The sequence below is a fragment of the Exiguobacterium sp. EA-TM-5 genome (genome assembly GCF_053878415.1).
Genome location: NZ_CM132670.1, coordinates 283139 through 307731, shown reverse-complemented (window position 1 = coordinate 307731; position 24593 = coordinate 283139). Strand labels below are relative to the sequence as shown.

29 protein-coding genes are annotated in these 24593 nt (G+C 47.2%); 20 read left to right on the top strand and 9 right to left on the bottom strand.

The features are described 5' to 3' along the window. Window positions 1-18 precede the first annotated feature (18 nt). Together ACV3PA_RS01575 and ACV3PA_RS01570 are read left to right on the top strand one after the other, a co-directional pair. Window positions 19-786, top strand: coding sequence for an alpha/beta hydrolase (locus ACV3PA_RS01575; protein ID WP_456125511.1), 768 nt, complete (start codon window positions 19-21; stop codon window positions 784-786). Between the two features lie 38 nt (window positions 787-824). Continuing rightward, a complete protein-coding gene (locus ACV3PA_RS01570) occupies window positions 825-1424 on the top strand; it encodes a short chain dehydrogenase (RefSeq protein WP_456125510.1) in 600 nt (199 codons plus the stop codon). Between the two features lie 39 nt (window positions 1425-1463). On the opposite strand, the gene ACV3PA_RS01565 is transcribed toward ACV3PA_RS01570, so the two are convergent. After that, window positions 1464-1637, bottom strand: a complete 174-nt coding sequence (locus ACV3PA_RS01565; protein WP_023466676.1) for a hypothetical protein — start codon at window positions 1635-1637, stop codon at window positions 1464-1466. A 129-nt stretch (window positions 1638-1766) separates the two neighbouring features. Here ACV3PA_RS01565 and ACV3PA_RS01560 point away from each other — a divergent pair, with 129 nt between their 5' ends. The 4 genes from ACV3PA_RS01560 (at window position 1767) to ACV3PA_RS01545 (ending at window position 4770) form a co-directional block, all read left to right on the top strand. Next, window positions 1767-2327, top strand: coding sequence for an isochorismatase family protein (locus ACV3PA_RS01560; protein WP_456125509.1), 561 nt, complete (start codon window positions 1767-1769; stop codon window positions 2325-2327). A gap of 13 nt (window positions 2328-2340) precedes the next feature. Beyond that, window positions 2341-2823: a GNAT family N-acetyltransferase gene (locus ACV3PA_RS01555; RefSeq protein ID WP_456125508.1), complete on the top strand. Its 483-nt coding sequence runs from the start codon at window positions 2341-2343 to the stop codon at window positions 2821-2823. After that, window positions 2820-3713, top strand: a complete 894-nt coding sequence (locus ACV3PA_RS01550) for a phosphotransferase family protein (protein WP_456125507.1) — start codon at window positions 2820-2822, stop codon at window positions 3711-3713. The genes ACV3PA_RS01555 and ACV3PA_RS01550 overlap by 4 nt, the downstream gene beginning before the upstream one ends. Window positions 3714-3777: 64 nt before the next feature. Next, on the top strand, window positions 3778-4770 hold the full coding sequence (locus ACV3PA_RS01545) for an NAD(P)/FAD-dependent oxidoreductase (RefSeq protein ID WP_456125506.1): 993 nt from the start codon (window positions 3778-3780) through the stop codon (window positions 4768-4770). Window positions 4771-4855: 85 nt separating this feature from the next. On the opposite strand, the gene ACV3PA_RS01540 is transcribed toward ACV3PA_RS01545, so the two are convergent. Next, a complete protein-coding gene (locus tag ACV3PA_RS01540) occupies window positions 4856-5188 on the bottom strand; it encodes a winged helix-turn-helix transcriptional regulator (protein WP_456125505.1) in 333 nt (110 codons plus the stop codon). Window positions 5189-5310: 122 nt separating this feature from the next. On the opposite strand from ACV3PA_RS01540, the gene ACV3PA_RS01535 reads away from it, so the two are divergent. After that, on the top strand, window positions 5311-6165 hold the full coding sequence (locus tag ACV3PA_RS01535; RefSeq protein WP_456125504.1) for an SDR family oxidoreductase: 855 nt from the start codon (window positions 5311-5313) through the stop codon (window positions 6163-6165). Window positions 6166-6239: 74 nt separating this feature from the next. Continuing rightward, entirely contained in the window at window positions 6240-7091 is an 852-nt protein-coding gene (locus tag ACV3PA_RS01530; RefSeq protein ID WP_456125503.1) for a PPK2 family polyphosphate kinase, read from the top strand. Window positions 7092-7132: 41 nt separating this feature from the next. On the opposite strand, the gene ACV3PA_RS01525 is transcribed toward ACV3PA_RS01530, so the two are convergent. The 3 genes from ACV3PA_RS01525 to garR all read right to left on the bottom strand — a co-directional run bounded on the left by ACV3PA_RS01525 (window position 7133) and on the right by garR (window position 10879). Then, window positions 7133-8476, bottom strand: coding sequence for a GntP family permease (locus ACV3PA_RS01525; protein ID WP_456125502.1), 1344 nt, complete (start codon window positions 8474-8476; stop codon window positions 7133-7135). A 69-nt stretch (window positions 8477-8545) separates the two neighbouring features. Next, window positions 8546-9985 (bottom strand): four-carbon acid sugar kinase family protein, encoded by a 1440-nt coding sequence (locus ACV3PA_RS01520; protein ID WP_456125501.1) that lies wholly within the window; start codon window positions 9983-9985, stop codon window positions 8546-8548. A 3-nt stretch (window positions 9986-9988) separates the two neighbouring features. Further along, window positions 9989-10879: a 2-hydroxy-3-oxopropionate reductase gene (gene garR, locus ACV3PA_RS01515; RefSeq protein WP_456125500.1), complete on the bottom strand. Its 891-nt coding sequence runs from the start codon at window positions 10877-10879 to the stop codon at window positions 9989-9991. A 186-nt stretch (window positions 10880-11065) separates the two neighbouring features. Here garR and ACV3PA_RS01510 point away from each other — a divergent pair, with 186 nt between their 5' ends. The 10 genes from ACV3PA_RS01510 (at window position 11066) to manA (ending at window position 18130) form a co-directional block, all read left to right on the top strand. Continuing rightward, on the top strand, window positions 11066-11683 hold the full coding sequence (locus ACV3PA_RS01510) for a GntR family transcriptional regulator (RefSeq protein WP_238238427.1): 618 nt from the start codon (window positions 11066-11068) through the stop codon (window positions 11681-11683). A gap of 121 nt (window positions 11684-11804) precedes the next feature. After that, on the top strand, window positions 11805-12230 hold the full coding sequence (locus ACV3PA_RS01505) for a DMT family transporter (protein WP_238238429.1): 426 nt from the start codon (window positions 11805-11807) through the stop codon (window positions 12228-12230). A 12-nt stretch (window positions 12231-12242) separates the two neighbouring features. Further along, window positions 12243-12905, top strand: a complete 663-nt coding sequence (locus ACV3PA_RS01500; protein ID WP_456125499.1) for a Crp/Fnr family transcriptional regulator — start codon at window positions 12243-12245, stop codon at window positions 12903-12905. A 12-nt stretch (window positions 12906-12917) separates the two neighbouring features. Next, window positions 12918-13388, top strand: coding sequence for a DMT family transporter (locus tag ACV3PA_RS01495; protein WP_053452372.1), 471 nt, complete (start codon window positions 12918-12920; stop codon window positions 13386-13388). 2 nt (window positions 13389-13390) lie between these two features. Next, the gene (locus ACV3PA_RS01490) at window positions 13391-14092 is read left to right on the top strand and encodes a YjjG family noncanonical pyrimidine nucleotidase (protein ID WP_456125498.1); all 702 of its coding nucleotides are present in this window, start codon (window positions 13391-13393) and stop codon (window positions 14090-14092) included. Between the two features lie 106 nt (window positions 14093-14198). Then, entirely contained in the window at window positions 14199-14636 is a 438-nt protein-coding gene (locus tag ACV3PA_RS01485; protein WP_456125497.1) for a GNAT family N-acetyltransferase, read from the top strand. Window positions 14637-14673: 37 nt separating this feature from the next. After that, entirely contained in the window at window positions 14674-15156 is a 483-nt protein-coding gene (locus ACV3PA_RS01480; RefSeq protein ID WP_456125496.1) for a GNAT family N-acetyltransferase, read from the top strand. A 97-nt stretch (window positions 15157-15253) separates the two neighbouring features. After that, window positions 15254-16321 carry a YcjF family protein gene (locus ACV3PA_RS01475; protein WP_238238442.1) on the top strand — a complete coding sequence of 356 codons (1068 nt, stop codon included), beginning with the start codon at window positions 15254-15256 and terminating at the stop codon, window positions 16319-16321. A gap of 40 nt (window positions 16322-16361) precedes the next feature. Continuing rightward, window positions 16362-17003, top strand: coding sequence for a peroxiredoxin-like family protein (locus ACV3PA_RS01470; protein ID WP_456125495.1), 642 nt, complete (start codon window positions 16362-16364; stop codon window positions 17001-17003). A gap of 176 nt (window positions 17004-17179) precedes the next feature. Continuing rightward, window positions 17180-18130 carry a mannose-6-phosphate isomerase, class I gene (gene manA / locus ACV3PA_RS01465; RefSeq protein WP_456125494.1) on the top strand — a complete coding sequence of 317 codons (951 nt, stop codon included), beginning with the start codon at window positions 17180-17182 and terminating at the stop codon, window positions 18128-18130. Window positions 18131-18171: 41 nt separating this feature from the next. Here the strand turns inward: manA and ACV3PA_RS01460 are convergent, their stop codons facing one another. Beyond that, window positions 18172-19506, bottom strand: coding sequence for a sugar phosphate nucleotidyltransferase (locus ACV3PA_RS01460; protein ID WP_456125493.1), 1335 nt, complete (start codon window positions 19504-19506; stop codon window positions 18172-18174). A 40-nt stretch (window positions 19507-19546) separates the two neighbouring features. On the opposite strand from ACV3PA_RS01460, the gene ACV3PA_RS01455 reads away from it, so the two are divergent. Next, window positions 19547-20158: a response regulator gene (locus ACV3PA_RS01455; protein WP_456125492.1), complete on the top strand. Its 612-nt coding sequence runs from the start codon at window positions 19547-19549 to the stop codon at window positions 20156-20158. Here ACV3PA_RS01455 and ACV3PA_RS01450 read toward each other — a convergent pair. The 3 genes from ACV3PA_RS01450 to ACV3PA_RS01440 are packed head-to-tail and all read right to left on the bottom strand — an operon-like array spanning window position 20142 to window position 23324. Next, a complete protein-coding gene (locus tag ACV3PA_RS01450) occupies window positions 20142-21008 on the bottom strand; it encodes a glycosyltransferase family 2 protein (protein ID WP_456125491.1) in 867 nt (288 codons plus the stop codon). The two genes, ACV3PA_RS01455 and ACV3PA_RS01450, sit on opposite strands and share 17 nt — an antisense overlap. Beyond that, the gene (locus ACV3PA_RS01445; RefSeq protein WP_456125490.1) at window positions 21005-22144 is read right to left on the bottom strand and encodes a glycosyltransferase family 4 protein; all 1140 of its coding nucleotides are present in this window, start codon (window positions 22142-22144) and stop codon (window positions 21005-21007) included. The genes ACV3PA_RS01450 and ACV3PA_RS01445 overlap by 4 nt, the downstream gene beginning before the upstream one ends. A gap of 1 nt (window position 22145) precedes the next feature. Further along, the gene (locus ACV3PA_RS01440) at window positions 22146-23324 is read right to left on the bottom strand and encodes an MATE family efflux transporter (protein WP_456125489.1); all 1179 of its coding nucleotides are present in this window, start codon (window positions 23322-23324) and stop codon (window positions 22146-22148) included. A gap of 49 nt (window positions 23325-23373) precedes the next feature. Here ACV3PA_RS01440 and ACV3PA_RS01435 point away from each other — a divergent pair, with 49 nt between their 5' ends. Continuing rightward, complete coding sequence (locus ACV3PA_RS01435) at window positions 23374-24546, top strand: glycosyltransferase (RefSeq protein ID WP_456125488.1); 1173 nt, start codon at window positions 23374-23376, stop codon at window positions 24544-24546. Window positions 24547-24593 lie beyond the last annotated feature (47 nt).

The following is a 24593-nucleotide window of genomic DNA, read 5'->3' as shown; positions in this document are numbered from 1 at the left end:
GGTAAAGGGGGAACGAACATGATCACAAAATCGAAGGATTTGTACTTGCATGGATCTGGACCTGCTGTTTTGTTATTGCACAGCTTTACCGGTAGTGCGAATGAGATGCGGGGTCTCGCTCGTTTTTTACATACGGAAGGATATACCTGTTATGCACCGAATTATGCTGGGCACGGGGAATCGCCGGAGCGTTTGTTTGCGACGACGATCGAAGACGTTTGGCAGTCCGCGCAAGCCGGACTCTCATTTTTACATAACAAAGGGCACGAACATGTTTATCTGATCGGACAATCGCTTGGTGGGGTGATGGCACTTCGACTGGCAGAGCAGTCAGGATGCGCGGGACTCGTCTTACTCTCGACGCCGGTTCTTGAACGAACGATTGCAGGACTTGAGCACCGCGTCCGTCGTTATACGGAACGGTATTTTCAATTTGACGACCGTTCGCCAGAGTGGATCGCAGACTTTGTCGATCGTCATTTTCCACGACCGGAAAAAGATTTACGGGCACTTCAGCAATTCATCCTCGAGACAGCAGTCGTCTTACCGAGTATCACGCAGCCCATCGCTCTGTTCCTTGGCGCATTAGATGATGCGGTCTACCATGCAAGTCTTGAACGAATTGAAACAACAGTACCAAGTCGAGATCAGAAAAAGGTCCTTCTTCCGAACAGTAAACATTTACTGACGCTCGACCGGGACAAACAGCGCTTATTCGATGAAATCCTTGTCTTTTTGAAGACGCATCCGATAGATTCCTTGAAACCGTCACCTGCTGTGCAGTAGGCTAGATAGGTAAGCTAGACGTGAAAGGGGAATATATCATGCGAATTTTAGTAGTAGGGGCTAGTGGAACGATTGGTCAGGCAGTCGTCGAACAGTTGAGTGAGCGACATGACATCATTCGTGCTGGGCGAAGCGGAGCAGATGTGCAAGTCGACATCACATCAGAAGAAAGTATTCGTGCGATGTATGAAGCAGTCGGTTCTGTTGATGCCGTCATCAGTGCTACAGGTGGCGCTCATTTTGGTCCATTGACGGACTTAACACCGGCTCTTAATCAAATCGGGATCGACAGTAAGTTAAAAGGTCAGGTCAATCTCGTCTTGCTTGGTCTGGAGTCAGTACGAGACGGGGGAAGTTTTACATTGACAACAGGCATCATGATGGACGATCCGATTCGCCAAGGTGCATCTGCGGCGCTCGCGAACGGTGGGGTCAAAGCGTTCGTTCATGCAGCAGCAATCGAGATGCCACGAGGTATTCGAATTAATAGCGTCAGTCCGAACGTACTGATTGAGTCACTTGAAAAGTACGGACCATTCTTCCGTGGTTTTGAAGCTGTTCCAGCGTCACGTGTCGCGACGGCGTTCGTAAAGAGTGTCGAAGGGGCACAGACGGGGCAAAATTACGAAGTCTATTAACTAAAAAAGCAGATAGCGATTTTTCGCTATCTGCTTTTTTTACAGACCGGATAGGACATAACGTTCGATCCCGAATAATAAGAGAGTGATCCCGAGACAAATGAGTAAGTTGCGTACGAACCAGCGACCTGTCATCGTCCGGTTCATGATGAGCTTCTCAAGTGTCAGATTGACGAGAAGAACACATAAGAAGATGACGCCAAACCAAATCATCCAGACACATCCTTTCCTTCTTTTTAACGAATCCAACAGCTAAAAAGTTTCACGACCGTGAATAGCAGGAAATCATTCAGACGAACGGGAAGGAAACCAACAGTCGATTTTACAAGGAGGAACATGGCGATGAAACAAGCGGTCCTAGTGATTGATTTTCAGCAGGAACTCGTCGACGGGAACACGGAAGAACGTCCGGTATACTTAAAGGAACAAGTTGCGCACGTCATCGAAGCGGTCGTACTTGAAGCAGATGAACGAAACGTTCCGGTCATCTTCATCCGTGATCTAGATGTGGCTGGAGGAGCGGGTGCTGGTTTTGCAGTCCATGACTCGATCCCTGTTCCAGTATCCAGTGTCACGTTTGATAAAGCGGCGACGAATGCGTTTCATGGTACACCTTTGCTCGACCATCTACGCCAAGCCTCGATTGAACATCTGATCGTCTTAGGCTGTAAGACGGAGCATTGTATCGATACCGCGGTGCGTAGTGCGACGGTACATGGCTTTGATGTCACACTCGTCGCCGACGGACATACAACGAACGGCTCTGATGTACTAGCGCCGGACCAAATGATCGCTCACCATAATCAAGTCTTACACGGGCACTACAATGTTGAGCATTTTGCGATCGTCCGTCCGTCGACGGAAGATGTTTTCACCCCGATTCACAATGACTACCGAACATGAAAAGGAGAGTAACATGATTGAATTACGAAAAATGACAGCGTCCGATTACGAACGATACGCGACGCTCGTGCAAGACGAACGCGTCATGCGTTACATCACGGAACAGGCATTGACGGAGGCAGAAACGAAACAGCGTTTTGAGCGAATCCTCGAACAACAACAGCACGACCGACTTGGTTCTTATCTCACTTTTTCCGAAGCGGAATGGATCGGTGTCGGTCACGTGACGCGGAGTCAAACACAGCCGTTCGAAGCAGAACTTGGTTATATGTTGCTACCGGATTACTGGGGAAAAGGATACGGCACAGCGATTGCTGAGCGTCTGTTACAGTTAGCGACGGAAGAGGAGTTACAAGTTGTCACAGCGAAGATTGATCCAGCGCATGAAGCATCGCGTCGTATTTTAACAGGACTCGGCTTTGAATCGACCTATATCGGACCGATTGACGGACTACCAGGGGAAACGTTACAGAAGACGTTGGGGACTGCGAAATGACGCGAGACGAATGGATTGAGTATTTTCAACTCGACATCGCGGTGTGCGCAACCGTTGACGAATCGTATAGTTCTGAAGTCGATCGTCTCGTCCTGACGGATGGTCAGATCGTCTTCTTGAAGCGTCCGTATACGGCTGAAAAGTGGTACCGGGAACGTGGCTGGATTCGTGCACTAGAAGAGTTTGTACCCGTGCCGCACATCTTAGTTGAAGCAGCTCCCGGGCAGACGACAGGGGCGTTCGTGCTCGCTGCTTTACCGGGACGAGCACCAGCCGCGATGACTAAAACGTTAGCGTACGAAATCGGTCGAACGCTCGCACAACTGCATACATGTACAGGAGAAGCGTATGGTGAATACACGGAAGATGGGTTTTATGCGTATCCAGTTCAAGACTGGCGGCATTTTCGAAACGAAAAACTCGATGGGTTCATGCCGTTCATCACGTCAGCGCTTGAACCTGATTTTCTTGAAAGCATTGAGATAGAGTTAGCAAGACGTGAACAGTTGCTACCTGAGCCCTCTCGTCCCGTTGCTACGCATTGTGACTTCCGTCTAGCGAATTTACTGACAGAAGGAGAGACTGTCACGGGTGTAATTGATTTCGAAACGACCCGCTATGGAGCTATCGAGATGGATTTCACGAAGATCGTCCGCAATCTAAATGAGTTTGGTTCCGTGTACGTCACGGCATTTCAAGAAGGATATGCAACTGTTCATCCGAACGTTCCGATTGAGACATACTTAGAATACTATCGCTTATGGGAAGCGCTCACTGCCGTCGGTTGGTGTGTCAAACGCGGACTAAAAGAGCACCGGGCATTTTTTGAAGAGAACCTCGCGCTCATCGAGCAGGAATTGCAGAGGGCGAGCATATCGGACAGGCATTGATTCACCCATCACTTGGAAGAAACCTCTATACTTAGGGAAATGAGGAATACGAGGGGGAAGCGAGATGACAGGGAAACGAATCGGAATCATTGGTGGAGGACTCGCCGGTATTTTTGCTGCACGTCAGTTGCAGGAAGCAGGACATACCGTTGAAATCATTGAAAAAAGCCAAAGCGTCGGGGGGCGAATGGCGACACGTCGTATTGATGAAGGAACGGCCGATCATGGGGCTGTGTTCTTCACAGTCCGAACGAAAGAATTGGAACGTGAAGTCGACAACTGGCTTGAAAAAGGCTGGGTCCGTAAGTGGTTCGGACAAGACTTTCCACGCTATGTTGCGACAAACGGGATGAATCAACTCGTGCAATCGATTGGTCGAGATATCCCTGTTCGATTGAACGAGCAAGTCACGCATATTTCGGCAACGGAAGATGAACTTGTCACACAGGCGACGGACCATCAAGGTGAATATGATGCGTTACTCGTAACAGCGCCGGTACCGCAAGCATATGAACTGTTGCAGTCTTCTAGGTTGACGCTCGCTGATGATGATCATGAGCAGTTACGTCAGGTGACGTTCGAGCCGACATTCGTTGGTCTGTTTGAGGTCGCAGAGCAACTGACGATCGGGGAAGTCGGATTGCAAGATGAGCATCTCGTCGACGGTATCTTAAAAATCGTCAATAATGCCGAGAAGCAGATTTCGAAAACGACACTGCTGAGTGTTTATATGACAGCTACTTTCAGTGAAACTTGGTACGAGCGTCCAGAAGAGGAGACACTCGCTGAAGTCGAACGGTTGTTGCAACAACAGCTCGGGACAGTCACGATCGTCTCACGTCAGATCAAGCGTTGGCGGTATGCTCAGGCACGCGCGGTTTACCGGACCCCACACTTGAAGCTTTCGGCACATCCACTTTGGCTTGCTGGAGATGCGTTCCTCGAAGCAGATGATGCGTCAGGACGGACGCGTGTCGAGAGTGCGGTCATCTCCGGGTTACGGGTTGCAGAGGCAATCGATATCTATCTACGTCAGACAGTGACGGCAACGGAATGAACGAATAATTATCACTATTTGTGAAATGAAAACGTGCACTTCTTTTGTGAATCGAGAAGAAGTGCACGTTTTTTGCTAAAAAACATCATTTTACGTGGAAGTGTTGTTCACTCCAAGCTGCCATTTGATCGAGAATCGGTAAAAAACTATGTCCGGCATCGGTCAGGGAATATTCAACACGAGGCGGAACCTCGCCGAACACATGCCGTTGAATCAAACCATCTGCTTCGAGCTCACGCAGTTGTCGCGTCAACGTTCCCTTTGAGATGCCGGTTAATTGTTGTAGTTCGTGAAAACGATGTGTTCCGTGTGTCAGATGCCACAGTAAGATGATCTTCCATTTGCCAGCGACCATCTGTTGCACCCGGGTGACCGGACAGGCCGTCCGTTGATCGGTCGTTGAATCGAATACAGCCACGTTCATCCTCTCCCATTGGTTCGTTTTGAGGGACCTAGTTTCAGATAAGTGCCTACTTTTTTTAGTGTATCACCTAGCGTATCATGAAGAACAACATCAAACTTCAAAGGAGTGGTTTTATCATGAAATGGTTAATTACAGGGGCAACTGGAAAATTAGGAACGCAGATCGTTCATCATCTCAGTGAACGAGTTGGTGTCGAGAACGTGGCTGTCAGCGTACGTAATGTCGAAAAAGCAGCATCACTTGCAGCGCAAGGGATTGATGTTCGGCATGGTGACTTTGATCAGCCGGAGACGCTCACACAAGCGTTTCAAGGTATTGATCGCCTGTTGATCATCTCAACAGACGGTGAAGAAGCGACACGGATTCGTCAGCACCAAACTGCTGTCACGGCAGCACAAGAGGCAGGCGTCAAGCTGATCGGCTATACGAGTATCGCCAATGCAGCACATAGCACGAACGGACTCGCGCGGACACATCGTGTCACCGAGGAAGCGATTCAAGCGACAGGGATTCCATATGTCTTTTTCCGCAACAACTGGTATCTTGAGAATGAACTCTCAACAATCGAGGCGGTCGCGCAAGGTGCAAACTGGTTAACGGCAGCCGGCGAAGGCAAAGTCGGATGGGCGTTACAAGAAGAGTACGCACAAGCGATCGCGACAGGACTAACGCTTGAACAGCCGCAAGCGATCTATGAATTATCGGGTCCCTTGCATACGCAAGCAGAACTCGCGGCAGCAGCCGGAGCCGTCCTCAACCAATCCGTCGTTTTGGATGAAGTCGATGGCACGACATTTGGAGAGCGAATGAAAGCAGTGGGACTACCCGACTTCCTGCTTCCGATGTTGATTGGTATCCAGGCAGATATAGCAGCAGGGACCCTTGCAGTTGAAAGTGATGATTTTGAAGCGTTACTCGGTCGTCCTGTAACGACGCTTGAAGAGAGTGTCCGCCTCCTTTTGGAAAGATAAGTTCATCTGAACGTTTTTAGGGACAGGGAGTAGGGTAAACACCTTTTAGAAGCAATTAAAGGAGGAGCCCTACTATGAAACTGTCATCTTATCGTGTTAAGGAAGGCGAGCAGATCTCGCTTTCGAACTATCCCACGTCTGAAGAACACGCAATTTCGGAAGCGGAATTACGCGAGAAACGAATCCCGAAAAGTGTTGAGACATTACAAGAGTTACACTGGCGTTTGCATGCTGAAGAGAAAAACGGTGTTCTCGTCATCTTACAAGCGATTGATGCTGCCGGGAAAGATGAGGCAATCAGCTATATCTTTTCTAACTTGAACGCCCAAGGACTTCGGACGATTTCCGTTAAAAAACCGTCGGATACGGAACAAAAGCACGACTATTTGTGGCGGATCCACGAAGGGCTACCGGAAAAAGGCGAAGTCGGCATCTTGAACCGTTCTTACTATGAGGAAGTCATTGCGCCGCGGATTCATGATTTACTCGAGGAGGAAGAAAAACCAGACGGTGGAGACGTCTGGCAGATGCGCTATCGTCAAATTAACGACTTTGAACGGTATCTCGTCGAGAACGGATTCCGTGTCGTCAAGTTCTTGTTCCACGTCTCAAAAGAAGAACAACGGAAACGGTTGTTGACTCGTTTGAAGGATCCGACCAAGAACTTCGAATTCTCGTTCAGCGATATTGAGGAACGCGAGCATTGGGAGGAATACCATGACATTTTTGCTGAACTTGTCTCAGCGACATCGACGTCATATGCACCATGGTATATTTTGCCGGCAGATGACGAGTGGTATTCGCGTTATGTCGTCACTGAAGTCATGAATGACGTCTTGAAGGAAATTGATCCGCAGTATCCAAAGTTATCGGAAGAGGATCAGGAACAGCTCGATGAGGCGATCAAACGATTGGAAAACGAATAATTAAAAAACACCGCCGATGACGTCATCGGCGGTGTTTTTGGTTAGAGTCCAGGTAAGATACCTGTAAAGAGGCTTAGTAGAAAGACTGTTGCAAGTGCTGTTAATCCAGCGATAAAGCCGCCGCCTGTCCAAGCGAGGAGTGTTTGAGGAATCGTCAGTTTCCCGAATCGGTTGACGACCCAGAATCCAGAATCATTAGGAAGCGAAAGACCAATACCTCCAGCACAAATCGCTAGACCGAGCAGAATTGGCGAGACGCCTAACTCTCCAACCATTGGGCCGAGGATACTTGAAGTCGTGACGAGGGCAACTGTCGCTGATCCAAGAGATGCTCGAAGGATTTGCGAAAAGATGAATGCCAGTAAGAGTACCGGAATGCTCCAGTTTTGCATCGTTGTAATGAGATGGTCCCCGATACCACTGTTATTGATGACGGCACCAAATGCACCACCAGCTCCAGTAATCAAGATGATGATTCCGGCTGAACTGATGGCTTCGGAGTATAAGCGTGCGTTCGGGATCGAGATGTATGGACGTAACAAGATGACAGCAGCAAAGACACTGATTAATAAGGCAACGTTTTTCTCACCGATGAAGCCAAAGAACGTCGCAATCGAAGTTCCCGGAAACAGTAATTGAGAGACTGTATTCAATAAAATCAGGACGATTGGTAAAGCTAACATGAAGAAGCTAAGCCCTGTACCGATTTCTTTTTTCGGTAAATCTGCTGGATCGATCGACAATTCTTCGATGTCGCCAGAGTGTTTAATCCGTTTTCCGATGAACATGCCGTAGAGGTAACCACCTACGAGGGTAGCAGGAATCGCGACGATGATACCGTACAAAATGAAGAAGCCGAGCTCTGATCCTGTATTTTCTGCGACAACGAGTGGTCCAGGTGTCGGAGCGATCATGTTGTGCGAGACGATTAGACCGACGCCGAGTGCCGTAACGAAACTAACGACGGAAATCCCTGTTTTAGAAGAAAGCGAACGAATCAATCCACTTAAGATGACGAAGGCGGCATCGAAAAATACAGGAATCGAAACCGCTGTTCCAGTTAAGGCAAGTCCAGCAGAGGATTTTTTAGGTCCGAATACATTCAAGACCGCTTGGGCGATTTTTTCGACAGCACCGGATGCACCGAGGAACTGACCGAAGATGACGCCAAGACCAATCAGGATTCCGACACCCGCGAGTGTGTTACCAAAACCAGTCGTAACGACGGATGCGACTTCTTTGACGGGCATACCGATGGCTAAAGCAGTCAGGATGGAGATTGCTACAAGCGCCAGAAACGGTTCGATTTTTAGTTTTAAGATGGAAAAGAACAGTAGAGCTAGAGACAGAATAAAAATGACGACCAATAGATTACCCGTAACCATCAAGATCTCTCCTTCATATCATGAATTCCGATGAGGTGATGAACACCTTTTGTATCCGCTTACAAAATTTTAAGTGTGAAGCAGTTCAGCGACTTCTTTTAAGGTCGTCTTTGAGCCAACATTTCCTGGGAAGATGACGTACGTCAGACCTGGAAATTTACTTTCTGCTCCCGTTGTCCAGACTGGGATACCAGGTTTGATTTGACCAGCAACAGTCGCTCGTTTGACGCGCAAACCAGTCGTCCCGATATCACTCGATGTAATGCCACCTTTAGCGATAATATAGCTTGGTCGTACATGTAAACGGGAAACGATACTCGTCACAGCATCAGAAATTTTGATGGATAACTTCAATTCATCTTCCTGTTGGTTCTCTCCTAAATCGAGACGTTCTCGTCTCGTATAGACGGCAACCGTCTGTCCAGACTCAATCAATTGTTCTGTCGTTGCGATAATGCGATTGACTTCTTGCTTGAACTGTTCCGGTTGTAATACGAGATGGACATCAAACTCGATGAAATGAATGAAGTCACACGTTTTTAATGCAGCTAGTTGTTCCGTTGTTTTTTGGACATGTGATCCGACCATGATCAAACCACCCGGTGTCGTATCAGACAGAAGTTCTTCTCTCGTCAGGAGTGGGCGCTGATCGATTCCGCCGATGACTTTCGTGAAAGCTGCAGCTGTCCGGAATAAAAATCGCTTGCCTGCGTTCATGGCACGGATTAGTGCAATCGTTGCGACTTTGACATCGAGATAATCTGTTGCGTTGATGATGATTTTATTAAAGTCTTGAGCGGTCATCAGTTGTGCAACAAGTGAATCGAGACGGAGCTGTCGCAAATCCTTCAAGGATAGAGAGACGACGGCATCTGCTGCAAAAGCACCACTTGATTTTTCTTCTGCCCACTCACCGAGATGTGAAGCGGAGTAACCGAATGTCCGGTCTTTTGCGAACTCTGTTTGTCCTGCTGGTACGAGCATCTCGTCTTCAAGGACATAATGGACATCGTCAATCGTATATCGACCGCCTTCTTGGAAGAACGGCATCAGAATTTCACCGTCGAAGGAATCACCCGACGCCTGCTCGAGTGTTTGGCGTAAAACATCCGTTTCGAGCGGATAATGACCACGGAGTGTTGAGTCACCACGACTGATTAAAATAAACGGCTGATTCCGTTGATCAGAGACGGCTTGGGCGGTAGCAGCGATCTCTTCATGGACTTGTCGTGTTTCTTCACGCGTAAATCCACGAGAATTCGTCAAAATAAAAAACATCGATTGGTCTTCGCTAAATCCGGCTTCGATACTTTCGGTCGTCCAGTCGGTATAGACAGAGACGCCATGGACAGTCTGTACACCTGTTGGATCATCATCGAGGACGATGATTTTATGAGGAAGCTGACGTAACGCTTCCAGTAATAATTCATCGACTACTGTTGCATCCGGTAGGGATGGCAGTTGGTTAAGTGTCGTTTTACTTGGTAATGTCGGGAAAGTCGAAATCATCTATTACACCTTCCTTACTTCAACGTGGGCTAATTTTTCGTAATATTGAATGATGCCGCCGTGATCGTCCGCAGCTTTACCATCAATTTTCAACGCATGGAAAATTTCGACGAGTTGACTAGAGAGTGGTAAAGGAACACCGATCTCATGCGCTGTTTCCATGACATTCGTCATATCTTTTAAGTTAATATCGATGCGTCCACCGGCAACGAAGTTTCGCTCTAGAATCAACGGTACTTTTGCATCGAGTACGGCACTACCGGCAAGTCCACCGCGAATTGCTTGATACATCTTCTCTACATCGATGCCAGCTTTTGCAGCAAGCGTCAGTGCCTCAGACATAGCAGCAATATTTAAATTAACGATGATTTGATTAGCAAGTTTGGCCGTGACACCACTTCCATTTTTTCCGACGAGTGTGACGCTTGCACCGACGACTTCAAGTAATGGTTTGACCGTTTCAAAGACCGTTTCCTTCCCACCGACCATGATGGAGAGTGTCCCGTCGATTGCTTTCGGTTCACCACCACTAACTGGTGCATCAAGCATCTCGACGCCACGTAATGCCGCTTGATTCGCAATCTCGACAGAGGCAACCGGTGAAATCGAACTCATATCAATTAGGATCGTTCCAGCAGTAGCAGTCTGTAAGAGACCGTTTTCTCCTAGGACGACTTGTTGAACGTGGTGCGACGCCGGTAACATCGTGATGATGACATCACACGTTGCTCCCATATCAGCAGGTGTACCGAATATCGCACCAGCTTGAACGAGTGTCTCGACACTTTCTGTATTTAAATCATTCACCGTTACGTCATAACCAGCTTTTAATATATTCAATGCCATCGGTTTCCCCATGATGCCTAAGCCAATAAATCCAACTCGTGTATTCATCTCATCGAACTCCTTTTTTATAAAAAGATAGCGCTTTCATAAAGTCTTTAACCGAATTGTACACACTAAGTTAATTTTTGTATACAATTTATTTAAAAATGTATACAAAAATAAGTCTCTTTCCAATTCCCAGTATTAAACTTATACTTTGAACTAAGAGAAAATCGAATGTAGGAGACGATGGCAGTGGGGAAGAAAACGACACAATTAGCGTATGTTCAGGCATACGAATATATCCGAGATCGAATCTTAAACGGAGAACTAGAACGTGGAACGAAGTTGGTCGAAGAACGTTTAGCAGAAGAAATCGGAATCAGTCGCACACCAGTCCGAGACTCGATTCGAAAACTGGAGCAAGAAGGATTGATTAAACAAAAACGCGTCGTTAATCCGAGCGACATGGATTTACGGGATATCTTTCAGGTCCGGATGTTACTCGAAGGTTTCGCAGCTAGTCATTGTGCGATGTACATGCGAGAAGCGGATTTAGAGAAATTAAAACGATGTGTCGAAATTGGAAGAACGGGTGAACTCGAAGAAGTAATGGCAGCGAACAAAGAATTTCATGATATCATTGTCGCTGCAACGAATAATCCGGTCATGATCGATATCATCGACCGGATGCAGTCCATCATCTACTTGTTCCGTAAAACAGTTGTCCATCATAAACGTCCGCTCTTGATTGAAGAACATGATGAGATTTATCAAGCGATTCTACAACATCAACCGGAAGAAGCCGAACGACTGATGAAGGCGCATCTTCAACTGGATTTAGAATTTTGCTTGAACTGGATGAAAGGATGAACGATAACAAAATCGTTCATCCTTTTTTACATCACGACGCTTTCTCAGGACAAATGTCCTGTTCAAATCAAGGCGACTCTCGTTAAATGAAAGTATCATGGAATAAGAGAGGAGTATGCACATGCGTGGTGTCTTATTTGCGATTGCCGGCGGATTTTTCTTAACGCTCCAAAGTGTCGCCAATGCCCGAATCAGTCAAACGATCGGGACGTGGCAAGCGGCAACGATCACCCAGATGACCGGATTCATCGTTGCGATCCTCTTAGCAATCGTCTTACGGGATCGGAGTTTTTCAGCAATGCGACGTGTCAAACCGCTCTATCTAGCTGGCGGTGCCTTTGCGGCAATCATTTTATTCAGCAACATGACAGCGGTCCACCGGATGGGTGTGACCTTGACGATTTCGCTCTTTTTACTGGCACAATTGGCGCTTGCGTTATGGATTGACGGTAGAGGCTGGTTTGGTGTCATGAAGCGACGACTGCGCGGACCACAAATCATCGGTATCGTGATGATGATCGCGGGGATCTTCATCTTAAAAAGCTAAGGGGGAGAAAGCGTGACGGACATTACGACCTATTTGGAACGCTATCAATTAGAACATATCTTTGATGAATCATTACGTAAGGCGATGTACATCCAGACGTTTACACCGGGTGAGACCTTGTGTCGGCAAGGTGATGTAGCGCATGAACTATACCTGCTCGTCGAAGGGAAATTAAAGATCACACATATGTCGGCAACGGGGAAACGCCTCGTGTTGTCTTTTAAGCATCCGTTTGATCTCGTCGGTGATATTGAGTTCGTCCGGAAAATCGATTTGATGAATACGGTCGAGGCGGTGACACCAGTGACCGTCTTACGGATTGCTTATCCGGATTTAGAAGAAGCACGCTTGAACCATTCCGCTTTCCTATTGTTTTTACTCGAAACGATTACGAAAAAGTTTGAATTGAAATCGCATACGCTCAGCTTTAATCTGCTGTACCCGGTCGAAGTCCGGCTAGCTAGTTATCTACTATCGATGACACCTAATACGGATGCATTTGCGAGTAAGGAACTCATCGATGCGGCAGATTTGATTGGGACCAGTTACCGTCATGTCAATCGTGTCTTACGCCAGTTCGTCGACGACGGATTGATTCGTCGGACGCAGCATACGATTGAAATCATTGATCGGGACGGGTTGATGGAGCGAGTCGGAGAAAGCATTTACGAATGAAAGAGGTGCAACATGGTTACGGGAATCATCCTTGCCCTTTGTGGGGGCATGCTCGTTTGTATTCAAAACACGTTTAACGCTAAAGTCAAAGAACATGTCGGTGCTTGGGCGACGACGACGCTAGTCCTTGGACTCGGATTCCTCGCTTCACTGACGATTGGTCTGATCGTCGAAGGGTCACAACTATTTGCACTCGAACAGGCGCAAACGTGGTTTTGGTTTAGTGGAATCATCGGAGTCGGTGTCGTCCTCTGTGTGACGCAAGGGGTTCAACAACTCGGACCGAGTCGTGCGATTTCAATCGTTATGGTATCGCAAATCTTATTTGCCTTACTTTGGGATACGCTCGGTTGGTTCGGTTTACAAGCCGTTCCGTTTACGTGGACAAAAGCGCTTGGTGTGCTACTAATTGGGGGCGGCGTATTGTTATTTCAACTGGGCGGGAAAACAACGACTGTACAACAAGTACGTAAAGGAGCTTGAACATGTTTTATAAAACGGTATTATTCGATATTGACCATACACTCCTCGATTTTGAAGCGACGGAACGGATTGCCTTTCGACGTCTGCTTGAGCAACAGGATCTAACGTGGACGCCAGAGCGAGAAACGCGCTATAAAATCATCAATCAAACGCTCTGGAAAGCGCTCGAACGGGGTGAAGCGACGCGTGAAGAAGTCATTCACTCGCGATTCGTGACGTTTTTTGCGGAAGAAGGAAGAGAAGTCAACGGACGAGAAGTTGACGAAACGTATCGCAGTTATCTCGCGCAAGGGACGAAATTGATTCCGGGTGCGACTGCGCTGCTTGAGCAACTAGAGGGGAACGCCGAGATGTACGTCGTCACGAACGGGATTTCAAAAACGCAACGGGTGCGACTCGATGGCGCCGGATTAACGCACTTCTTTGAAGCGATTTTCGTTTCAGAGGAAACAGGTTTCCAAAAGCCGATGGCAGGGTTCTTTGATCACGTGTTCACGCGGATTCCACAATTCGATCCGACTCGAACGATTATCGTCGGTGATTCCTTATCGGCTGATATTGTAGGTGGTAACGAAGCTGGTATCGCGACGTGTTGGTTTAATCCGGACGGGAAGCCGACAATGGAGATCAAGCCGACCTTTACGATTAGTTCGTTGGACGAACTGCCCGCGTTACTTGAGAATGCAAAAGTCCTTCAATCATGAATTGAGTCAGCCGATAGGAAAGAGAAGGAAAGGGGGCGATCACTGTGCAACGATGTGATCAACAGACGCTAGGAGCAACTCCCGTCTAACTAAAGGGGAACTGAACATGATTCAACTCGTACCGGTAACAGCAGAAAATTGGGAATCCTGTTGTGAGCTGACGCTGACGGCAGAACAGCAGGACTTCATGGAAGCGAATGTCTACTCGATCGCGCAAGCGAAGTTCGAACCAAGCCTTGTCCTTCGGGCGATCATGACAGGTGAAACAGTCGTTGGTTTTGTGATGTACAACACGCAAAAAGAAGAACTCGACGGCTACTGGATTTATCGCATCATGATTGATCAGACGCAACAAGGGAACGGAATCGGACGATTAGCGATGCAAGCTGTGATTGACGAGATACGGATGTTACCCGCAGCAAAACGAATCGTCGTCGGTTATCGACCAGACAATCAGGCGGCACACCGTCTGTATGCGAGTCTCGGCTTCATCGATTACGGGGATCGATTCGGTCGGGAAATGGCAGTGCGGTTAGAAGTATAAAACTTAATGAGATGATCGAACGAGCAGAGGAGATACTATGCATATTCGACTAATGAGAGAATCTGATTATCCGGAAGTCGTCCGTATCTACGAACAAGGGATAAAGACGGAGAACGCGACGTTTCGCACGGAAGCATTACCGTACGAAGAATGGACGAGGCACCACCACGAACACAGTCGCCTCGTTGCAATCGAAGGCGAGCAACTGCTCGGCTGGGTCGCGTTAAGTCCGTTCTCTTCGATTCCAGCATATGACGGTGTCGCGGAAATCAGCCTTTATATCGCTGAAGAAGCACGCGGCAAAGGTGTCGGTACACGTTTGATGGAAGACGTCATCGAATCAAGTGAAGCAGCCGGTATCTGGACCCTGCAATCGCAAGTTTTTCCGGAAAATCAAGCGAGTCTTCGTCTTCATGAACGATTCGGTTTTCGGGAAGTCGGACGTCGTGAACGAATTGGTCGGCTCGGTGGCAGGTGGCGCGACACGGTTTTGCTTGAGCGACGAAGCACATATCTTTAAAAGCAGGCAAGTGGACGTCGTGTTCACTTGCCTTTTTGTGTTGAAATCAAGGAATAACGGGAAAAGAGAGGAAGCAAAAGAAGGGGGAGGGATCACGATGGATGATTTTTTTGGCGAAGGACTTGAGACCAATCAACAAAAACGAAAACGTAAACTGGAGGAAATCTTTGATCAGTCGTTTGAATCGGAACGACGGGATTTTAATCAATCGTTAGAGCAGGATGTGACAGTCGCTCTGATTGGAGACGTCAACGCAGGAAAATCCTCAACCTTGAACGCGATTCTCGGACGAGAAGTAGCAACGGTCGGTGCTCGACCAGGGGAGACGGTTCGCATTGATCAAGTAAGACAGCATCCAGAAGATAAAGTCATCTTCGTTGATACACCAGGATTGAATGATGCCAATACACAGAACTCGGAAGCGACATGGACATACTACCAAAGTGCCGACGTCATTCTCTATTTTTTGAATGCGGCAGGTACCGTCTTATCCGAGACGGAGACGAAAAATTTCCGGAAGATTTATCAACATAATCAAAATGTCTTAATCGTCGTTACGAAGATGGACGCGACGAATGATGTCGATACAATCGTACGCCATATTGAAGAAAAACTGCCCGGACCGAAAATTATTCCAGTATCAGCAAAGGAAGGAACAAATATCGATCGGCTTCGCCGGGAGGTCCTCGACATCTTAAAAAAGTTCGACAAGGATAATGTGTTCGTTCGCCAGATGGATCCGACCGTTCGAGGAAAGATCGCGAACAACTGGATCGTTGGTGCCGGAACAGCCGCTGGTGCGATTGGTGCCGTACCGTTTCCAGGAGCTGATATCATTCCGTTGACCTCGATTCAAATCGGTTTGATGCTGAAGTTATCGAATCTGTACGAACGACAGTTATCCAAGGAGAGTGCCAAAGAATTGCTTGTCGTGACGATCGTTGGAAACTCCGGAAAAACAGCATTCCGACAAATAGCGAAACTGGTTCCGGGATATGGTGCCGTCATTGCAGCGGGAGTTGCTTCGACAGCTACCCTTGCACTCGGATATGGAACAAAATATGTCTACGAGAATAAGCTTGAACTGACACCGGAACAACTAATGGGATTCGTCAAACGATTCCGGAAGAAGGCGGAGGAATCGTCAGAAGAGACAAACGAGTGATCTCCCTGTTATTCTATACAGCAATAAAGGGGGAGAACACATGACACGATTACTCGAAGAAATCAAACAGTATCAATCGGAATTCCGACAAAAGGCACCTGCTGAAAAACAACGCCTGATGGCGGAGGCGACAGCTGAACTGGCTGCTTCTGGAGTCGCACAAGGTCTAGGTGTCGGTGACACAATCCCACACTTTACGTTACCCGATGTATCCGGCAAGCCGGTGGCGATCGAAACATTACTCGAGCAAGGTCCTGTCATCTTAACGTTCTACCGGGGCGGGTGGTGTCCGTACTGCAATCTCGAGCTTCGCGCTTACGAACGGGAGATCGAACGTATTCGTGCACAGGGAGCGACCATTGTTGCAATCAGTCCGGAGATGCCTGATTTTGCTGAACAAACAGCGGATAAGAATGGCTTAAGTTTCCCTGTCTTAAGTGACGTTGATTTACATGTATCCCGCCAATTTGACCTCGTATTTGATTTACCGGATTATCTAATTGAGATTTACAAGGCATCAGGACTCGATGTTGCGAAGCATAACGGAAATGAGGACTGGCAACTGCCTAAGCCAGCAACGTTCATCATTGATGAGGATGGTGTGATTCGTTTCGTAGAAGTGCCATCAGATTATACGAAACGCGTTGATCCGCAGACGATCATCGATTACCTCGAGAAGTAAAAGAGACAGCAGAATATACGAAAACCAACTCCTAGTGATGCACTAAGAGTTGGTTTTTTAATGATTCAATCTGTTTTATTTGGATAATATAGACATAAAAATGGGTATAAAGAGGTAACCAAACATATAGATGGAGGTGAAGCGTCGCTCCTAGTCTATCGGGAGTCCGCGTCGATATGTATGCCATTCAACCAATTTTCAAAGAACGAATTTGGGGCGGTCGACGTTTAGAAGCGTTGTTTCAGTTTGAGTTACCAGAAGGACAAATTGGAGAATGTTGGACAGCATCCGCTCATGCGAGTGGGCGGACGTACTTCTTAGATGGACCTGATCAGGGGAAGACGCTAGATGAATTATGGCAAACGAAACGGACAGAACTGTTCGGTGATTATCTGCTTGATGCCTTTCCACTTCATGTAAAATTTCTGGACTCGTCCGCCTACTTATCGGTACAAGTCCATCCGAATGATGAAGAGGCACGACGGCTAGAAGGAGAACCATACGGCAAGAATGAGTGCTGGTATATCTTAGAGGCTTCACCAGAGGCAGAGATCATTCTTGGTCACAATCTGAAATCGCGAGATGCTCTGTTTCGGTGCGCACAAAAAAAGGACTGGGAGACGTCACTTCGCCATCAAAAAGTGAAGCCTGGCGAATTCTATTACATTCCGAGTGGTACGATCCACGCTTTAGGACCAGGCATCGTTCTTCTTGAGATTCAACAGATGAGCGACCGGACGTACCGACTATATGATTACGACAGATTAGGAGATGACGGGAAACCGAGAGAATTGCACGTTGAGAAGGCGATCGCTGTCACGACGATTCCAGATGAGCCGTGGACGAACCAACCAGAGACAATCGTCAAGGAAGGGGGCGTCATGACGAAGTTGTTGCAGGTTTCTTCCTTTACGGTGATCCGTCATGAAGTGACTGGTACGTATGCATTACATGATCATCCAGTCTTTCGCTTATTGACTGTCATCGATGGTAAAGGAGAATCGCGGCAAGGGAATCGCGTGATTCCTTTACAGAAAGGGAAACAATTCTTTGTACCGCGTCGAGCGGGAGATTACGAAATAACTGGATCCGTCACATTTGTGACGAGTGAAGTGTTTTTAGATTAGAGCAGACGAAAGGGCACCGATAAGTGGTGCCCTTTCTAACATCATGGTTTGGAACGGATGGAGGTCGGAAGTGGATAGTTATCTTGCTCCGTCCAATCGATGGAATATTTAATTTCAATCATGATCAGATCTTCTAGTGTGGTCAGCGTATGCGGAACACCTTGTGGGATATGCACGACAGAAGTTGGTCCGAGCTGCTGTGACTGACCATCGATCAGTGCCTCAGCGCGACCTTGTAAGATACTCCATGTCGAGTCGGTATGCGGATGATAATGGTGACTGATTTGTTGATGCGCCTTGATATGCAGTCGACGAGTCACGGCATAACGTCCGTCCTCTAGTTGCTGTTGATGTAAAATCGTCGCATAACCCCAGCGTTTCCATTCAAATTGCGGTGGCAAGATGTCGTCCGTCAAATATTCTTTTAAAGAAGGTGTCTCGTCTTTTGACGCAACGAGGACACCATCTGGACTCACCGAAACGATTAAGTTATCGAGTCCGATTCCAAGGACCGGAACCTGTAATTCATTGACGATATGCGTATTTTTCGAGTGGAGCATCCGGGCATTTCCATGAAGCGGATGCGGCATCTCTTCCGTTAATGTATTCCATGTTCCGAGATCTTTCCAGTAACCATCATACCGATGAACGAATAAGGAATCGGTCTTTTCAACGACTGCATAATCAAATGATGTCTTTTCTAGTGTTGCATAATTCGAACGGAGTGCTTCGAACGTCGTCGGTACAGATTGTTCTTCTAGACATTGCATCAAGAAATCAAGGCGACAGGCAAAGACCCCACAATTCCACAAGGCACCTTGTTCGATTAAGTCACTCGCGACTTCAACAGTTGGTTTTTCCTGGAAGCGTTCGACGATAGACATGTTTTCAGATGTCTGCGGAATAATATAGCCGTACTTTGACGTCGGATGTAACGGTTCGACACCCATTAAATGGAGCGCATCTGGATGTGATTGAACAGCTTGATCCAGTTGCTCGAAGCGTTCAAAGAACGATAACTCAACGTAAGGATCGACCGGCATGATGATGATCGTCTCTTCTAAATCGATCCGTTCTGCCAAATAGCTCGTCGCGAGCATGATGGCAGGGAACGTATCGCGACGTGACGGTTCCTGAATGATGGAAGTACGGAAACCCAGCTGATTTTCGATCGCATCGACTTGTGAACTTGTCGTCGTAATGACGGTCCGGTTGTCCAGACCGACTTCCTGAAGCTGCTGAAAGACGCGTTCCATCATGGATTGTTTATTGCCATCGCGATCTTCTAGGATTTTTAAAAACTGTTTCGAGTTCAAATCGTTTGAGAGCGGCCAAAGCCGCTTTCCGGATCCACCTGATAGTAAAAGAATATACATTGACGACCATCCTTTCTTTTTAAAACGGAGGCGATAGCATATGGCACTTTATCTATTAGTTGACTCACATGAACCGACACGACGGATTTTACGTCGTAAACTACTGGCAGCGGGACAAGACGTACAGGAAGCGGGATCAGGAGAAGAGGCTTTGGAACAACTCAGCAATTCCGACGTTGATGTCTTGCTGACGGAACTCCGTCTTCCGGAAATGGATGGTGTTGAGTTATTACGCGCTGCTAAACAACGTGCACCGTTAACGAAACAAATTGTCTTAACGGACTATATGCAAGTCCATACATTACTTGCTGCTGTCAATGCGGGAAACGTCAGTCGGATGATGACGAAACCGTTAAAAATTGATGACCGAGTTCTCGGAATCATGACTCGTATCGGAGAAGAGGTCGTTGAAACGAAACAACGTAAACGAAATTTAGGACAACATTTTACCGATGTGTTGATCAATTCAAATCGTCCATATTGTTTATTCTATGAAGATGGATCAATCATCAGTCAACGTGCCTTGATGATTGATCATCATGAACAGATTCTAGAAGCTCAGAATGGCATTCATCGCTTCGAATTCCCGACGCAGTTCGGAACGTACATCCTCTATCAGTCGCTGACTGGTAGTCTTACGAAACCCGTTTGAAGAAGAGAGACTCCACACCGATGAAGCTGAGACGCAGGTACATGTAGATGACGCCAACGGTCAATAGGGGATGACGACTGTATTTTATTAAATTAGCCTGATGATAAAGAACCGGACGGAAGAAATACCAACGTCGTAAGGCTTTCATGAAGCCACCCTGTTCCGCGTTGAGCGTCGCGGGCATGACATCAAAGTAATAGCGTTTCTTTCGAAGCAGGTCGTTTAATTCGACCTGCTTTTCATTGTGATGCACGTAGGTGAACGTCGCGCGGCGAATGATTCCACCTTGTTCCAAATAACGAATCGTTGGTTGTGTCTCTTCGAAACTGATTTGCGTCGGATCAATCTCACCCGAGGCAACGTACGACTCTAGCCGCCAAAAACGTGCCGCTTCCATCGTATGCGTATCAAGTTGATCCGTTGGTATGTTGAACAAGTTACGTTCAAAGACCTTCACTTGACTGAAGTAATTATCAAAATCGCTGTACGCGCGTTCGGGAATGACGAGTGCTCCGACCTCTAAATGTGCCTCAAGATATAAGAGGCAGCTTTTTAATAACTGCTCTTCAAGTACCATATCGGAATCAATGATATAGAGGTATTCGACATTGTGTTGCTTTAAGCGATCAATTGCAGTCTTGCGGGCGATACCTCGTTCACCGTGCGGAAGCGCAAGTACTTCAAATCGCGTATCATTTGCGCTCAATCGACGCATCGTCTCGACGGTGGAATCAGTCGAACCATCATCTGCGATGACACAAAGGAAAGAGGCGTGTTGTGTCTGAAGTGAGCGAATCGTTTCCGTTATGATCGCTTCGTTCTCGTACGTGGACATAGCAATTCCAATCATGAATAATCCTCCTTCAGTGCAACGGGTATCAATTCACGTTGTAACCAGTTTCTGAACGCTTGACCTGTGTGATCCCAGTGCAAGGTTTGAGCAAAACGATGACCAGCTGCCTGAATCATTTCGTATTCTTCTGGGTCACGTAAGCAAGCACGCATTTCGGCAGCAAGGGCACCCGGTGTCTGACTCTTTGCCATGTAACCGGTCATACCATACTGGACGGCGTCACGCAGTCCAGGGGCGTCATAGACGATCGTCGGTGTACCGACTGCCGCCGCTTCGCTGACCGTCAATCCCCAACCTTCTCGTTTTGAAGGAAACAGGAGTGCTGTCGCGCGACTCATCCGTTCGAGCTTTTCTTCCTCACTGACGAATCCGAAATAGGTGATGGCGTCCCGCATTTCTTCTGGAACGATTGGATGAAGATGCTCGGTAATATACGCTTCATCTTTTTTTCCAATGACCCAGAAACGAGCGTCAGGGTACTCCCGTTTGACGATGACGAAAGCTTGGAGTGCATCATTGATTCCTTTATAGGCAGACATTCGTCCAGCGTATAAAAAAGTCGGATGCATTTCTTTCGGTTTCCAGTCTTCCTCGTTCCATGGAGTAAACGAGAGACCTTCCGGTAGAATTGTCACGTCGTCCTTGGAGAAGCCGACAGCAAGCAGGTCGTCTGCAGTGGATTGACTGACGGTCAAAGCGCGACCAGTGCGGTATAGCTGTAGACGCGGCGTCTCCGTCCATTCGCCGATGTATGAAAATGGAGGGCGAACATTGATTTGCCAAATTTCGCGCGTCAATTGATGGATGAAGAGGGCTCGTTTTGTTACAGGAACATAAAGGGGTGTGAAAAAGTGATGCGTGTTCATCTGATCGACGACTAAATCAATCGTCGCAGCATGCGACTGGTAATAAGAAAAGGCAAGTGGAACGACGGAGAGTGCGGTACCTCTCCGGATATAAGTGACTCCGTCCAAGTACTCGACATCGTGTCCCCCATCGAATGCGGGAGAAAAATGAGTGATCTCGTACTCATCACTGACACGTCGGAGCATCTCGTGGGTGAACACTTCTGCGCCACCCGCTTTCGGATGTTTGATATCGCGCCAAGATAAAAAAAGTAGATGGGGTTTCATGTTACGCCTCCTTCGCTGAATAGGGGTGTCGGGGTAAGGTGAAACGTAAGATCAGGGCGCCGAGTAAAAAGACACCTGCTTGCGCGAGTAACCAAGTCTCGACAGTTGAGTGAAAGGTGATCAAGACAAGGATATAGAGAATCAGAATTAACCAATAGCCTTTCAAATAACCAGTTCGATGTAGGGAAAACTGGACGAGTGCTTCGTATTGAATCAACGTGATCCCGACATAAACGAACACCATATATTTGATGTAATGCGTTGCCGCATCGTAACCACTCCCGAACAAAATCGGAATTAGATAAGGAACGATCGTCCAGTACACCAAAACAGCAAAAGCGATTCCACTTAATAACATACGATAAAAGCGACGTTCCCAAAGAAGGAAGGCTTCGTCCTGACTTTTTTGACTCAAGCGCGGCAACAACAATTGAGCGAGGGACAACGCGACGAACAACAAGAGTTGACCGAATCGTAAGGCAACGGAATAATCTCCGGCCAGCTGCGGAAAGTAACGGGTGACGAGAAGACTATCAAGTGTGAAAAACAGTGTCATGACAACCTGTGTGTGAATCATATGGACGAGTCCGCTCGCCTTGATATCTCCCGTACTGGTCGGGAACGGGACTTGCATCAGGCTTAATAGGTAGGACGCGATCATGCCGGCCAAGATGAACAACAGTGCATAACTGACGTTCGTTTGTTGAATCAAGAGCCATGTGGCTAAGACTTTGACGACGGATTCAATGTAATAAGAGAGGTTCAGGGCATAGAAGCGTTCAGTCGCTTGTAAGACACCTCGGCGAAAAGAGAGATGGATATGAAACATGATGATGAAATAAACGATTAATAGGTTTATTTTGGTAAACGGGAGGAAATAAGGTAATGCATAAAGTAAAATAAGTAAGAAGCATCCTGTAACTATCAGTATACGGAAACGGAGCTTTTGATAGTCATTTGTCTTCTGTTGACTGTAGTCCCGGGTCACGGTCCATTGTAAGGCACTACCGATGATGAGCAGAAGACCTAAGAAAGCCAAGTAGGCATTCAATAATCCGTAAACAGCACTAGAAAGCTCGCGGGCCAATAGTAAATGATAGGCATAGTTCACGAGATTCAACGCTACATCGAGAATTGGAAAAATCAACAGGACTGCATGTCGCTGAATGAAACTTGTCATGGAGCCACCTCCCATCAGTCAGAGCTGTTTTACGGAAAGGATGAGAATTATGAGTCAAGGACATATTGCTGTTTTCACCGATCACTCGCGGCATATTCCATACGAATCATTGATTTCTTATTATCCGGTTCTGTTTTACACACAACCTGGTAGATGTCCCGCCTCATTCGAACAAATCGCCAGCACTGAAATTCAAGAAGCGGAAGAACACGAGATTCTGTTGTATGTCGTCGACTATAAGACGCGTGAAGAGGAGCTTGCGATTGCCAACCAGATTCGAGCTGTACGTCCACGCTCTAAAATCCTGTTGATTAAAGAAGCTATTCGCTTAAAAGGAGATTTTCCGTATCACACGGTTCAAGGAGACGGTATGCTTCGCCTGTTTTCCTACCGACCAGGTTATCCGAATGAACTCTTTGCTGAAATCCAGCATATCATCCATCCTGAATATCCCATTTTAAAGGATACTATAGCCTTTATATTGCCAATATTTAACGAAGAGAAACGTTTTAATTATGTAAAAGATTTTTTAGAGTCACTTGCGACCTTCATCAGTGAAGATTATATCCATGCCTCGATCAACTTCTTTGATGATGCTTCGTCGGATCGATCGGAAGCACTCTTACAGGAGTACCGCTCGATCGTCATGGAAGCGACGGATACGTTATTCACCGTCGGTTACCTCGAAGTGCATCAGGTCGAGCAGAATACACGAAAAGCCGGTCTATTCATCGAAGGGATGAAAAATATCTCGAGTGATTATTATGTCTTCGTCGATGCGGATAACTCGTTTCGGATTGAAGATATTGCGCGGCTGTTGACGATTGCTCAGGAAGGGTACTATGACATCGTCGTCGGAACGAAGGATTTGACGATTGAAGATCGGGGAGCCGTCCGGCGTTTCATGAGTTTCGGGAAACGGAATCTGACACGGTTCTTCTTACCAAAAGGGGTGACCGATTCGCAAACTGGTCTGAAGATCATCAACCGGCGGGTCGTCCATCGTCTGTTGCCTTATCTACACGTCGAGAGCGGTCTTGCAATTGATTTAGAGCTGATGTATGCAGCGAAAAAAGAACGCTTACGGGTCTATCAACAACCCGTGACCTGCATCGAGCGCGAAGGATCGCACGTCAATCTTGTCAAGGATTCCGTCGCCTTCTTGAAGACGATGGTCAGCCTGTATCAGCGCCACCGGAAAGACAAAGTTCCGATGAAATGAAAAAGGACAACGGGGATCGAGAAATCTCCGTTGTCCTTTTAAATATG

Bases quoted from the DNA above. Each gene is read 5' to 3' on its own strand.
- ACV3PA_RS01570 (WP_456125510.1), top strand. From the start codon at position 825: ATGCGAATTTTAGTAGTAGGGGCTAGTGGAACGATTGGTCAGGCAGTC.
- manA (WP_456125494.1), top strand. From the start codon at position 17,180: ATGTATGCCATTCAACCAATTTTCAAAGAACGAATTTGGGGCGGTCGA.
- ACV3PA_RS01450 (WP_456125491.1), bottom strand. From the start codon at position 21,008: ATGATTGGAATTGCTATGTCCACGTACGAGAACGAAGCGATCATAACG.
- ACV3PA_RS01535 (WP_456125504.1), top strand. From the start codon at position 5,311: ATGAAATGGTTAATTACAGGGGCAACTGGAAAATTAGGAACGCAGATC.
- ACV3PA_RS01560 (WP_456125509.1), top strand. From the start codon at position 1,767: ATGAAACAAGCGGTCCTAGTGATTGATTTTCAGCAGGAACTCGTCGAC.
- garR (WP_456125500.1), bottom strand. From the start codon at position 10,879: ATGAATACACGAGTTGGATTTATTGGCTTAGGCATCATGGGGAAACCG.
- ACV3PA_RS01520 (WP_456125501.1), bottom strand. From the start codon at position 9,985: ATGATTTCGACTTTCCCGACATTACCAAGTAAAACGACACTTAACCAA.
- ACV3PA_RS01470 (WP_456125495.1), top strand. From the start codon at position 16,362: ATGACACGATTACTCGAAGAAATCAAACAGTATCAATCGGAATTCCGA.
- ACV3PA_RS01460 (WP_456125493.1), bottom strand. From the start codon at position 19,506: ATGTATATTCTTTTACTATCAGGTGGATCCGGAAAGCGGCTTTGGCCG.
- ACV3PA_RS01525 (WP_456125502.1), bottom strand. From the start codon at position 8,476: ATGGTTACGGGTAATCTATTGGTCGTCATTTTTATTCTGTCTCTAGCT.
- ACV3PA_RS01505 (WP_238238429.1), top strand. From the start codon at position 11,805: ATGCGTGGTGTCTTATTTGCGATTGCCGGCGGATTTTTCTTAACGCTC.
- ACV3PA_RS01545 (WP_456125506.1), top strand. From the start codon at position 3,778: ATGACAGGGAAACGAATCGGAATCATTGGTGGAGGACTCGCCGGTATT.
- ACV3PA_RS01480 (WP_456125496.1), top strand. From the start codon at position 14,674: ATGCATATTCGACTAATGAGAGAATCTGATTATCCGGAAGTCGTCCGT.
- ACV3PA_RS01435 (WP_456125488.1), top strand. From the start codon at position 23,374: ATGAGTCAAGGACATATTGCTGTTTTCACCGATCACTCGCGGCATATT.
- ACV3PA_RS01455 (WP_456125492.1), top strand. From the start codon at position 19,547: ATGGCACTTTATCTATTAGTTGACTCACATGAACCGACACGACGGATT.
- ACV3PA_RS01530 (WP_456125503.1), top strand. From the start codon at position 6,240: ATGAAACTGTCATCTTATCGTGTTAAGGAAGGCGAGCAGATCTCGCTT.
- ACV3PA_RS01440 (WP_456125489.1), bottom strand. From the start codon at position 23,324: ATGACAAGTTTCATTCAGCGACATGCAGTCCTGTTGATTTTTCCAATT.
- ACV3PA_RS01550 (WP_456125507.1), top strand. From the start codon at position 2,820: ATGACGCGAGACGAATGGATTGAGTATTTTCAACTCGACATCGCGGTG.
- ACV3PA_RS01575 (WP_456125511.1), top strand. From the start codon at position 19: ATGATCACAAAATCGAAGGATTTGTACTTGCATGGATCTGGACCTGCT.
- ACV3PA_RS01445 (WP_456125490.1), bottom strand. From the start codon at position 22,144: ATGAAACCCCATCTACTTTTTTTATCTTGGCGCGATATCAAACATCCG.
- ACV3PA_RS01495 (WP_053452372.1), top strand. From the start codon at position 12,918: ATGGTTACGGGAATCATCCTTGCCCTTTGTGGGGGCATGCTCGTTTGT.
- ACV3PA_RS01555 (WP_456125508.1), top strand. From the start codon at position 2,341: ATGATTGAATTACGAAAAATGACAGCGTCCGATTACGAACGATACGCG.
- ACV3PA_RS01475 (WP_238238442.1), top strand. From the start codon at position 15,254: ATGGATGATTTTTTTGGCGAAGGACTTGAGACCAATCAACAAAAACGA.
- ACV3PA_RS01485 (WP_456125497.1), top strand. From the start codon at position 14,199: ATGATTCAACTCGTACCGGTAACAGCAGAAAATTGGGAATCCTGTTGT.
- ACV3PA_RS01565 (WP_023466676.1), bottom strand. From the start codon at position 1,637: ATGATTTGGTTTGGCGTCATCTTCTTATGTGTTCTTCTCGTCAATCTG.
- ACV3PA_RS01490 (WP_456125498.1), top strand. From the start codon at position 13,391: ATGTTTTATAAAACGGTATTATTCGATATTGACCATACACTCCTCGAT.